The 10,257-nt window shown below is 63.5% G+C and carries 12 protein-coding genes and 1 tRNA gene; 7 read left to right on the forward strand and 6 right to left on the reverse strand.

The window, feature by feature from the left end:
• Nucleotides 1-880: ATP-binding protein (locus tag KBY74_RS11480; RefSeq protein WP_254942826.1), on the reverse strand; the 880-nt coding region annotated here is incomplete at its 3' end.
• 135 nt (nt 881-1,015) lie between these two features.
• Here KBY74_RS11480 and KBY74_RS11485 point away from each other — a divergent pair.
• Both KBY74_RS11485 and KBY74_RS11490 read left to right on the forward strand, forming a co-directional pair.
• Entirely contained in the window at nt 1,016-1,192 is a 177-nt protein-coding gene (locus KBY74_RS11485) for a type II toxin-antitoxin system VapB family antitoxin (protein WP_254942827.1), read from the forward strand.
• Nucleotides 1,192-1,581, forward strand: a complete 390-nt coding sequence (locus KBY74_RS11490) for a type II toxin-antitoxin system VapC family toxin (protein ID WP_254942828.1) — start codon at nt 1,192-1,194, stop codon at nt 1,579-1,581. The genes KBY74_RS11485 and KBY74_RS11490 overlap by 1 nt, the downstream gene beginning before the upstream one ends.
• A 23-nt stretch (nt 1,582-1,604) precedes the next feature.
• Here the strand turns inward: KBY74_RS11490 and cysE are convergent, their stop codons facing one another.
• Nucleotides 1,605-2,363, reverse strand: coding sequence for a serine O-acetyltransferase (gene cysE / locus KBY74_RS11495; RefSeq protein ID WP_106632454.1), 759 nt, complete (start codon nt 2,361-2,363; stop codon nt 1,605-1,607).
• Between the two features lie 64 nt (nt 2,364-2,427).
• Between cysE and KBY74_RS11500 the strand changes: the two genes are divergently transcribed.
• A tRNA-Gly gene (locus KBY74_RS11500) sits at nt 2,428-2,499 on the forward strand.
• Nucleotides 2,500-2,537: 38 nt separating this feature from the next.
• On the opposite strand, the gene KBY74_RS11505 is transcribed toward KBY74_RS11500, so the two are convergent.
• From KBY74_RS11505 to miaA, 3 genes are all read right to left on the reverse strand, one after another.
• Nucleotides 2,538-3,527 (reverse strand): GntR family transcriptional regulator, encoded by a 990-nt coding sequence (locus tag KBY74_RS11505; RefSeq protein WP_254942829.1) that lies wholly within the window; start codon nt 3,525-3,527, stop codon nt 2,538-2,540.
• 267 nt (nt 3,528-3,794) lie between these two features.
• Nucleotides 3,795-4,400 (reverse strand): translation initiation factor IF-3, encoded by a 606-nt coding sequence (gene infC / locus KBY74_RS11510; RefSeq protein WP_254942830.1) that lies wholly within the window; start codon nt 4,398-4,400, stop codon nt 3,795-3,797.
• 35 nt (nt 4,401-4,435) lie between these two features.
• On the reverse strand, nt 4,436-5,356 hold the full coding sequence (miaA, locus tag KBY74_RS11515; protein WP_254942831.1) for a tRNA (adenosine(37)-N6)-dimethylallyltransferase MiaA: 921 nt from the start codon (nt 5,354-5,356) through the stop codon (nt 4,436-4,438).
• A 140-nt stretch (nt 5,357-5,496) separates the two neighbouring features.
• Between miaA and gyrB the strand changes: the two genes are divergently transcribed.
• Nucleotides 5,497-7,467: a DNA topoisomerase (ATP-hydrolyzing) subunit B gene (gene gyrB, locus KBY74_RS11520; protein ID WP_254935245.1), complete on the forward strand. Its 1,971-nt coding sequence runs from the start codon at nt 5,497-5,499 to the stop codon at nt 7,465-7,467.
• Complete coding sequence (locus KBY74_RS11525) at nt 7,467-7,790, forward strand: SH3 domain-containing protein (RefSeq protein ID WP_254942832.1); 324 nt, start codon at nt 7,467-7,469, stop codon at nt 7,788-7,790. Before gyrB ends, KBY74_RS11525 begins: the two co-directional genes overlap by 1 nt.
• Nucleotides 7,791-7,885: 95 nt before the next feature.
• Here the strand turns inward: KBY74_RS11525 and KBY74_RS11530 are convergent, their stop codons facing one another.
• The gene (locus KBY74_RS11530) at nt 7,886-8,356 is read right to left on the reverse strand and encodes a glutathione peroxidase (RefSeq protein ID WP_261360395.1); all 471 of its coding nucleotides are present in this window, start codon (nt 8,354-8,356) and stop codon (nt 7,886-7,888) included.
• An 87-nt stretch (nt 8,357-8,443) separates the two neighbouring features.
• On the opposite strand from KBY74_RS11530, the gene mgtE reads away from it, so the two are divergent.
• Nucleotides 8,444-9,826 carry a magnesium transporter gene (gene mgtE, locus KBY74_RS11535; protein WP_106632449.1) on the forward strand — a complete coding sequence of 461 codons (1,383 nt, stop codon included), beginning with the start codon at nt 8,444-8,446 and terminating at the stop codon, nt 9,824-9,826.
• A gap of 165 nt (nt 9,827-9,991) precedes the next feature.
• The coding region (locus KBY74_RS11540) for a sigma-70 factor domain-containing protein (RefSeq protein WP_315859065.1) at nt 9,992-10,257 on the forward strand (266 nt) is incomplete at its 3' end.

Raw genomic sequence — 10,257 nt, forward strand, 5'->3', positions numbered from 1 at the left:
CCAGCTCGGCCAGGTGTTCGCGGCCGATCGCTAGACCCTGGCTTTTCAGGGCCCCATGCAGGCGGTTGAGGCTGAAGCTGCCGCCACCGTTGCCGAGCAGCTGCCGCACCAGCCATTGCAGAGCCAGGGGCTGGCGGATGGCATGGCGCTCGATCACATCCCGCAGCACGGTGCTGTCCACGTAGCTGCCCAGCAGCAGCCGGCGGCTGCGCTCCTCCAGTCCCTGAGCCTCCGGGAAACCCCCGCAGCGCAGGTAGTGCTCCAGCTGGTGAGTGAGCTGCGAGCGCTGGGCGCTGCTCCAGTGCGTGCTCGGCTGCAGCGGCTCCAGGCTTCGGTGGCGGAGGCTCTCGCGGAAGCTGAACGGATACACCACCGCCTCTAGGGCGCGCCCCCGGAGGTTGCTGGCGATCTCGGTGGAGAGCATCTCCGCCGACGAGCCACTCACAACCACGTCGATCGGTTCGCTGTCCATCACCCGCCGCACGAATCCCTCCCAGCCGTGAATGCGTTGGATCTCATCGAGAAACAGGCAGCCCCGCCGCGCTCCCGCTTGCCGCGCCTGGGGCTGGAGCTGGAAATAAGTCTCGAGAAGCTGGTCGAGCAGCTCCGCACCAGGGTTGTGGGCCAGCAGGCGCTCGTCTTCCAGCGACAGCATCGGCAGCCAGCTGCGCTCCTCGCCCGCCTCCACACGCCGGCCCAGCTCCTGCCATAGCAGTGAGGTTTTGCCGCTGCGGCGCATGCCGATCACGGCCAGCGTTTTGCCGGGGATCCTGGGGATCCAGGTGTCGCGCTGGGTCAGCTGGGGTAGCGGCTGCTGCCAGCTGTCCACCAGTTTCTGGCGCAGCAGGGCTTGCAGGTCTGCGGGCAGCTTGTCGTCCATGGCGTCAAGTTAGCGCCTTGGCTTGTTGTTCATGGCGACAAGAAGGTGATCTTCGTTTTGGGCGAGATCGGGGTCTAGGTAGAAATATTGTTGATTTCTGCCCGGCTCCTTGTGGGGGAGTGAGCATCCATGGGCATGAACATCAAAGACCCTGAGGTACATGCCATGGCCCGTGAGCTGGCGGCGCGGCATGGCACCACCGTGACCGATGCCGTGCGTCGTGCGCTTGCGGCCGAACTAGAGAGAAGCCCAGGGCCATCTGCGCTGAAGCTGCAGGATGCCTTCTACGACGATGACGGTCTGCCGGTCTGATGGTGATCGATACCTCTGCTCTGATAGCCATTCTCAAAGCGGAGCCCGAAGCTGCCGAACTCCTTGGCTGCCTGAGTCAGCCATCTCCGAAGTGGATCTCCACCGCCACTCTCTTGGAAGCTCAGATCCTGGTGATCAGTCAGCTCGGTGAGGCAGGGCCTCCTGAGTTGGACTTGCTCTTGGGCCGAGCGGAGATCAAGTCGCTTCCGCTCGACACGTTGCATGTGCACTGGGCCCTCCACGGCTGGCGCCACTTCGGCAAGGGCCGCCACCGGGCTGGCCTCAACCTGGGTGATTGCTTCAGCTACGGCCTAGCCATGGTCCTGGACCTGCCGCTGCTGTTCAAAGGCGATGATTTTGCCCGCACTGATGTGAAAGCTGCCATGTGAAGGCACGCGTGTGAAACCAGTACTCAGCTGGTGGTGCCAGGGTTGTCGCCCAAAAACTCCAGGATCTCGCGATCTTTGAGGTTTTGAGCGGCGCCATTGCAGGGCTCCAGCAGGGGGCGGCCGGCGGCCAGCTCCCGCAGGCAGCCCTGGGTGCGGGCCAGCTCCATTTCCAACACGTCGATGCGCTCCATCAGGTTGCGGATCACATTCGCTTCCGTATCTGGCAGGGCTGAGTGGGCAAGGGGGTCGATCCTCACCCCGCTCTGATGGATCACCCGGCCCGGGATGCCCACCACCGTGCTGTCGGCCGCCACATCGCGCAGCAGCACCGAGCCGGCGCCGATGCGGGTGTTGGCACCCACGGTGATCGCCCCCAGCACCTTGGCGCCGGCGCCCACCACCACGTTCTCCAGCAGGGTGGGGTGGCGCTTGCCATGGGCCTTGCCGGTGCCGCCCAGGGTGACGCCCTGATACAGCAGGCAGCGGTTACTGATCACGGCTGTTTCACCGATCACCACTCCCATGCCGTGGTCGATGAACACGCCATGGCCGATCCGGGCGCCGGGGTGGATTTCAACGCCGGTAGCCAGTCGCCCCAGCTGGCTCAGCAGCCGTGCCAGCAGGGGCAACGGCGGCAGTCGCCGCCCCCAGAGCCAATGGCTGAGACGGTGCAGGGTTAGGGCGTGCAAGCCGGGGTAGCAGAGCAGGATTTCCAGCGTGCCTCGGGCCGCAGGATCTCGTTGCTTGATGATCGCTAAGTCGGCCTGCAGTGCCTTGAGCATGGAGCCAGTTTGACCGAGGGGCCCCCCGTCATGCATGATCTTGGAATCGGCGAAGCCGATAGTTGCGGATGTAGCTCAGTGGTAGAGCATCTCCTTGCCAAGGAGAGGGTCGAGAGTTCGAATCTCTTCATCCGCTTTATTCAGCCTGCCATTTGGTTCATGTAGCCATTGGTTTCAGGTAGCAAGTAGGCCAATTTCTTTGCGCAGTCCGTCGATGGTGGCGGTGCCTAGGTAGCTCTGGGCGCAGTGCACCACCGGCATCCGTATTAGTTGGGCCCTGTTTTGGCGCAGGCTCTGCTCCACCAGAGGCAGGCTGGGGCGGTCGCAGAGCACGTGGCTGGCGGCCCGCAGCAGGGCCAGCAGGCGGCTGCCTGTGTCAGGGTTGGCGGTCATCACTAGCAGCTCGTTGCCGCGCATGCTGTGCAGGATCACCTCGGCGGCCCGCAGGATCCCCGGGCTGATGCTCACCAGGCCCACGCAGCTGCCCTGGCGCAGCTCCTTGAGTAGGTCGAGCTCGTGGCGAAAATCGTTGAGATCAACGGCCACCGCCCGCACGCCGTGCTGCTTGGCAATCTCCTCCACCGGCTGGAGGAAGTAGCGGCTGGTCACCACCGTGCCGTTGTTGGATTCGGTCAGCACCGCCGCCAGCTCCTCCATCGGCACCACCTCCACCGGCACCTCCAGGCTGGGGATGAGCTCCTCGGCGATCAGCATCGAGGCGCCGATGTCCTCGCGGGGGGTGCTGACTAGCACCCGGGCGCCGCAGCGCAGACGCCAGTCGATCTCCCGGGTGAATAAGTCGCGGCTCTGCTGCAGGGTGCAGCCGGCATTGAGCAGGCCATCGACGCTCTGGCGCACCTCACGGTCGATGTCTGGCAGGGGACGGCCCCTGGGGCCCGGCGGCGGCTTGATTTCCCGCGGCTTTTGCTGGTCGCGCACATAGATGCCCGATCCCGCCATCGCTTCAACGACGCCGTCGGTTTCCAGCTGGCGATACACCTTGCTGATCGTGTTGCGGTGCAGGCCGGTTTGCATCGCCAGCTGCCTGGTGCTGGGCAATCGGTGCCCCGGCGGGTAGTGGCGGGCCGCAATGGCGAAGCAGATCTGGTTGTAGAGCTGCGTCGACGCCGGGATGTCGCTTTCCTGCTGGATGTGGAATCGCACGCCGGGGTTGGGCCAATTGGGCTGGTGGCCACCATAAAGAGGCTTGGCCCTGGGGACAATCCCCCTGTTGGCATACGGGCGTGTGCCGGTTGGGCCTGGTGCAAGAGGGCGGCCCTCCGGGAAGTTGTACATCTGTACAACTTCCTGCACACGCGCAAAAACCCAATGCCCGCCCGCCAATGTCAGTCCGCCAATGTCAGCAGCCCAGACCTTCCCTTCAACCGCTCAGCGCTTGAGCGATATGTCGGCGATCGCTATAGAAGCGGTTTAACCCGTGGGTTCTGCAGCGGAACTTGAAGCGACCTTGCTGTTGCCCTTGGGAGCGGCGGCCTTGCGGGGGCTCAGGAACATGATCATGTTGCGCCCTTCCCGCTTGGGGGGCTGCTGGATCTCGGCGTTGTCCTCGAGGTCCTTGGCCATGCGGTAGAGCAGTACTTCAGCCAGGGCGGTGTGCTGGATTTCGCGGCCGCGGAAGATCACGGTGCACTTGACCTTGTCGCCGTCTTTAAGGAAGCGCTGCGCCTGGCCGATTCGCACCTGATAGTCGTGCGAGTCGATCTTGTAGCGCATCTTCACTTCTTTTACTTCCGTCTGGTGCGACTTCTTCTTGGCTTCTTTGGCCTTCTTTTCCTGTTCAAACTTGTATTTGCCGTAGTCCATGATCCGGCACACCGGCGGATCGGCCTTTTCGCTCACCAACACCAGATCGAGCTCGCGGTCCTTGGCAACCTCAAGGGCCTCCTCGCGGGTGATCACCCCCAGTTGACTGCCATCGGCATCCACCACCCGCAGGTTGGGGTAGCTGATGCGGTCGTTGATGTTGGGCAGCTCCCGCACGGGAGCACGGCGGTCAAAACGGGGACGTGGAGGCATTCAGGGGTGTGAAGGATCGCGAAATCGCTAACGCTTCACCCTAGTCCGCGCTCGACCACTTGCAACGCCTGGGCCAACTGCTCCTCGGTGCTGCGCTCTTCCAGCCAGATCGGCGCATGGCGCCGCCGAAACCAGGTGCGTTGCCGTTTGGCGAATTGGCGGGTGCGCTGCTCGCAAAGGGCGATCGCTTCAGTTTCGCTGAGCTCGCCGGCCAGCTGCTGCTTCGCCTCGGCATAGCCGATGGTGTTGAGCAGGGGCAGCCCAGCCCCGTAGCGCTCGATCAGCGCTTCGGTTTCAGCTACCAGCCCCGCAGCAAACAGGCCCTTGGTGCGGCTGGCAATGCGGCCTGTTAGGTCGGTGGGATTTAGGCCCAGCTCCAGCACCCGCCAGGGCGGCGGCGTGGCCCCCTGCTGGCTGGATAGGGGCCGCCCTGTGGCATAAAGCACCTCCAGGGCCCTTTGGGTGCGCACGGCATCGGCGGGGGCGATGCGGGCGGCGGCCGCTGGATCGCCCTGGCGTAGCAGCTGGTGGCAGAGGGGCTGGCCAAGGGCTGCCAGCTGGGCGCGCAGCTGGGGTTGGGGTGGCACCGCTGGGGGCTCCAGCCCCTGGGTGAGGGCCTGTAGGTAGAGGCCGCTGCCGCCAGCCAGCAGGGCCAGGGGCTTGCGGGCAAGTTCGGCGTTGAGCTGGGCCTCGGCGATGGCCCGAAACTCCTGCAGGTTGATCGGCTGGTCGGGATCGCGCAGATCCAGCAGCTCGTGGCGCGCCTGCCCCCGCTGAGCGGCCGTGGGCTTGGCGGTGCCCACGTCCATCTGCCGGTAGAGCTGGCGCGAATCCACGTTCAGCACCGCCAGATCCAGGGCCTGGGCCAGGGCGATTGCCAAGTCTGTTTTGCCGCTGGCCGTGGGGCCCAGCAAGACGATGACGAGGGGTTGGCCTGCGGACTCAGTGGGGCTCATGGGTCCACCTTGCCAGGGGGTGTCAGCCCGGGTTGGCGGTGGTAAATTGCTTATTGCAATAGGGCTTTTGGGCTCGTTTGCGCCTTACTTGCCCCGGGATTTCGCCGTCCTGTGCCGAATTCCTGGGGAAACCTTCCTGCATGAGCGCTGAAAGCCAAGCTTCTACAAAAATTCAGGCCGCCTATGGCGCCGAGCAGATCCAGGTTCTGGAGGGCCTAGAGCCGGTTCGTAAACGGCCGGGCATGTACATCGGCTCCACCGGGCCCCGAGGCCTGCACCATTTGGTGTACGAGGTGGTCGACAACGCAGTGGATGAGGCCCTAGCCGGCCACTGCGACCAGATCCTGGCGGTGCTCAACGACGACGGCTCTTGCGCCGTCACCGACAACGGCCGCGGCATCCCCACCGATATCCACCCGCGCACCGGTAAGAGCGCCCTTGAAACCGTGCTCACGGTGTTGCACGCCGGCGGCAAGTTTGGTTCTGGTGGCTACAAGGTTTCTGGCGGCCTGCACGGCGTTGGTGTGTCGGTGGTCAATGCCCTCTCCGAGTGGGTGGAGGTCACGGTTTACCGCCAAGACCAGGTGCACACCCAGCGCTTTGAGCGCGGCGCCCCGATTGGCATCCTGCAATCAGCCGCTGGTGAGAAGGGCCGCACTGGAACATCGGTGTGCTTCAAGCCCGATATCGAGATTTTCTCGACCGGCATTGAGTTCGACTACCAAACTCTCTCCTCGCGTTTACGCGAGTTGGCCTACCTCAATGGTGGGGTGCGGATTGTCTTCCGTGACGACCGTGCTGCGGCCCGCAATGCCGCTGGCGAAGCTCACGAAGAGATCTATTTCTACGAAGGCGGCATCAAGGAATACGTCGCCTACATGAATAAGGAGAAGGATCCTCTCCACCCCGAAATCATTTACGTCAACCGCGAAAAGGACGGCGTACAGGTGGAAGCGGCACTGCAGTGGTGCGTGGATGCCTACTCAGACAGCATTCTTGGCTTTGCCAACAACATCCGTACTGTCGATGGTGGCACCCATATCGAGGGCCTGAAAACGGTGCTTACCCGCACCCTCAACACCTTTGCCAAAAAGCGCGGGAAGCGCAAGGATGCCGATACCAATCTGGCCGGCGAAAACATCCGCGAGGGCCTCACCGCGGTGCTATCGGTAAAGGTGCCCGACCCGGAATTTGAGGGTCAGACCAAAACTAAGCTCGGTAATACGGAAGTTCGCGGCATTGTTGACACGCTGGTGGGTGAAGCCCTCAGCGAATATCTTGAATTCAATCCCTCGGTGATCGATCTGATCCTCGAGAAGGCTATTCAGGCCTTCAATGCAGCCGAAGCTGCCCGCCGCGCCCGCGAGCTGGTGCGACGCAAGAGCGTGCTCGAGAGCTCCACCCTGCCTGGCAAGTTGGCAGATTGCTCCTCCCGCGACCCGGCCGAGTCTGAGATCTACATCGTGGAGGGGGATTCAGCTGGTGGTTCGGCCAAGCAGGGGCGCGACCGTCGCTTCCAAGCGATCCTGCCATTGCGAGGCAAAATTCTCAATATCGAGAAAACAGACGACGCCAAGATTTATAAAAACACCGAGATTCAGGCGCTGATCACTGGATTAGGTCTGGGGATCAAGGGCGAGGAGTTTGATGAGAAAAATCTGCGCTACCACCGGATCGTGATCATGACCGACGCCGACGTCGACGGCGCCCACATCCGCACCCTGATTCTCACCTTCTTCTTCCGCTACCAGCGGGCCCTAGTTGAGGGTGGCTACATCTACATCGCTTGCCCGCCCCTCTATAAAGTGGAGCGGGGCAAAAACCATACCTACTGCTACAACGAAGACGACCTTAAGACAACGATCGCATCGTTTGGCGAAAAAGCGAATTACACGATCCAGCGTTTCAAGGGCTTGGGCGAAATGATGCCGAAGCAGCTATGGGAAACCACCATGGATCCCACCACTCGCATGATGAAGCGAGTCGAGATTGAAGATGCCCTCGAAGCCGATCGCATCTTCACAATCCTGATGGGCGACAAAGTGGCCCCGCGCCGGGAATTTATCGAGGCCCATAGCGCCACCCTCGATCTAGCCCAGCTCGATATTTGATGGCGGACATCCGCATGATGCAGTCGTCTGCAGCCTGGCGCTGGGCAGCCCTGCTTGGTTTCGCCCTGATCACCCCCGTGGGCTTGCCTGCCGGAGGGGCTGATAGGAGGCCGCTTGAGGTGCGCCGGCGTTGTGCCGGAGATCCCTTGCTATCCACCCAGGCCGTGGCGTTGCGGGCAGCACCGGAGCAGCGCGCCCCTGCCCTGCAGCAGCTGGGACCCGGCGAGCCCATGCGAGTGCTGCGCAGCTGGCGGGGCAGCTCCGGCCAGCGCTGGCTTCAAGTGCAGGCCGCAGATCGCCGCGGCTGGTTGGCTGCTGGTTGAGTGAGTTGCTTGAGGGCACACTCGATATTGGTATCTCATTGAGTTTGTACAGATGTACAAACTCAATGAGAGCCAACAGACCAACGATCCGCCGGTTAGGCGGCTAGGGCAGCTTCGATGGCGCCCTTTAATTCAGCTGAATCGGGCTCCACATTGCTCTTGTAGCGGCCCAACACGGTGCCGTCTTTGCCCACCAGAAACTTCTCGAAGTTCCAGCCCACGGGGCCAGCGGGCTCGCTCTGGATGAGGGTGGCGTAGGGCTCTTCGGCCATCTGCACTTTGTCGAGCAACTCAAAGTTGGCGCCGTAGGTGGTGGAGCAGAACTGCTGGATCTCTGGCAGCGTGCCGGGCTCCTGGGCGCCGAAATCGTTGCAGGGGAAGCCGAGCACGGCCAGGCCCTGGGGGCCGTAGCTCCCCTGGAGGGCCTGCAGGCCTGCGTATTGGCGGGTGAATCCGCAGCGGCTGGCCACGTTCACGATCAGCAGCACCTTGCCGGCCCATTCGCCCAAATTGCGCTCGTCGCCTTTGGCATCGCGCACGGCCACATTGGTCACGGAGATAGCCATTGGTGCGGTTGTCATCAGGTGGCCGGACCATAGCGGGCCGAAGGCAGCCGCGACCCATAAACTCAGCATTGCGGCGTCGCGGGGCCTATGGGCGAAGCCAACGGGATCCAGGTGGCCGAGGTGGTCGCCCAACAGCTGGAAAGCCTGCTTGAGGCAGGTAACTACGACGGCGCCAAGTTGCTGCTCGGCCCCGTGCAGGAGGTGGACGCAGCTGAAGCGATCGGTAGCCTGCCGCGCACCCTGCAGGCCCTGGCCTTTCGGCTTCTGCCCAAGGACGAGGCAATTGAGGTCTACGAATACCTCGATGCGTCAGTGCAGCAGACCCTGCTGGAGCGGCTGCGCTCCGGCGAGGTGCTGGAGCTGGTGGAGGAAATGTCACCCGACGATCGGGTGCGGCTTTTTGATGAGTTGCCCGCCAAGGTGGTGAGGCGCCTGCTGGCCGAACTCAGCCCGGCGGAGCGGCGGGTCACGGCCCAACTACTCGGCTACGAGGCGGAGACGGCGGGCCGGCTGATGACCACCGAATTCGTCGACCTCAAGGAGTTTCACAGCGCCGCCCAGGCCCTGGCGATCGTGCGCCGCCGCGCCCGCGACACAGAAACCATTTATTCCCTTTATGTCACCGATGGCTCGCGCCACCTCACCGGCATCCTGTCGCTGCGGGATCTGGTTACGGCCGACCCCGAGGCCCGCATCGGCGATCTGATGACCCGCGATGTGGTGAGCGTTGGCACCGACACCGACCAGGAGGAGGTGGCGCGCGCTATCCAGCGCTACGACTTCCTGGCCGTGCCGGTGGTGGACCGGGAGCAGCGGTTGGTGGGGATCGTCACCGTGGACGACGTCATCGACGTGATCGAGCAGGAGGCCACCCGCGACCTCTACGCCGCCGGCGCCGTGCAGGCTGGCGATGAAGACGACTACTTCCAGAGCAACCTGTTCACCGTGGCGCGGCGCCGGGTGGTGTGGCTGCTGGTGCTGCTGGTGGCCAACAGCGGCACCTCGGCGGTGATCGCCTCCCAGGAGTTGGTGCTCAAGCAGGTGGTGGTGCTCGCCGCCTTTATTCCGCTGCTGATCGGCACCGGCGGCAATGTGGGAGCCCAAAGCTCCACTGTGGTGATTCGGGGCCTGAGCACCCAGCGCATTCAGGCGATGGGCGCCTGGCGGGCGATCTGGCGTGAATCTGTGGCCGGCGCCCTGCTGGGCTTGTTGATGGTGCTGGCGGTGGTGCCGTGGGCCGCCTACGTGGCAGGCAGCTGGTTAGTGGCTATGGCCGCCGGCCTGAGCCTGGTGGCGATCACCACCCTCGCTGCAACGGCCGGCGCGGCCCTGCCGCTGCTGTTTGACCGTCTGGGCCTGGATCCGGCCTTGATGTCCGCGCCTTTTATTGCCACCGCTACAGACGTCGCTGGGGTGTTTATCTACCTGCAAACCGCCTCTTGGCTGCTGCAACGCGCCGCGCCTGGCTAGGTCGCTGCTGGGAGTGGCTTAAGTCGCAGTAGCAGTTTTGGGGTTTCTGAGAGGAGTTAACACTTCTTCAGGTTAGGCTTTACACATCTTCAAAGCCCCAACGCCGTGGTCGTCGCCATCGCTACTGCACCCACCGCAGCTGCTCCCGACAAGGCTGCCCGCTCCATGCCCGCGGCCGACGGCGACCTGGTGCGTAGCTACCTTCGGGACATCGGGCGAGTGCCGCTGCTGTCCCATGAGCAGGAGATCACGCTGGGTCGCCAGGTGCAGGAGCTGGTGGGTTTAGAGGAGCTGGAGCTGGAGCTGGAGGTGCGACTGGGCAACAAGCCAAGCCAGGCGGAGTTGGCCCAGGCTGCTGGTCTGAGCGCGCCATTGCTTAAGAAGCGCTTGCAGGCGGGCCGGCGTGCCAAGGAGCGGATGGTGGCTGCGAA

Origin of the sequence: Cyanobium sp. A1C-AMD, assembly GCF_024346495.1 — a bacterium.
Classification (GTDB): Bacteria; Cyanobacteriota; Cyanobacteriia; order PCC-6307; family Cyanobiaceae; genus Cyanobium_A; species Cyanobium_A usitatum.

What these genes read in the sequence shown, in the direction of transcription:
- KBY74_RS11485 (WP_254942827.1), top strand. Translation starts at nt 1,016, where the DNA reads ATGAACATCAAAGACCCTGAGGTACATGCCATGGCCCGTGAGCTGGCG.
- KBY74_RS11490 (WP_254942828.1), top strand. Translation starts at nt 1,192, where the DNA reads ATGGTGATCGATACCTCTGCTCTGATAGCCATTCTCAAAGCGGAGCCC.
- cysE (WP_106632454.1), bottom strand. Translation starts at nt 2,363, where the DNA reads ATGCTCAAGGCACTGCAGGCCGACTTAGCGATCATCAAGCAACGAGAT.
- infC (WP_254942830.1), bottom strand. Translation starts at nt 4,400, where the DNA reads ATGCCTCCACGTCCCCGTTTTGACCGCCGTGCTCCCGTGCGGGAGCTG.
- miaA (WP_254942831.1), bottom strand. Translation starts at nt 5,356, where the DNA reads ATGAGCCCCACTGAGTCCGCAGGCCAACCCCTCGTCATCGTCTTGCTG.
- gyrB (WP_254935245.1), top strand. Translation starts at nt 5,497, where the DNA reads ATGAGCGCTGAAAGCCAAGCTTCTACAAAAATTCAGGCCGCCTATGGC.
- KBY74_RS11525 (WP_254942832.1), top strand. Translation starts at nt 7,467, where the DNA reads ATGGCGGACATCCGCATGATGCAGTCGTCTGCAGCCTGGCGCTGGGCA.
- KBY74_RS11530 (WP_261360395.1), bottom strand. Translation starts at nt 8,356, where the DNA reads ATGGCTATCTCCGTGACCAATGTGGCCGTGCGCGATGCCAAAGGCGAC.
- mgtE (WP_106632449.1), top strand. Translation starts at nt 8,444, where the DNA reads ATGGGCGAAGCCAACGGGATCCAGGTGGCCGAGGTGGTCGCCCAACAG.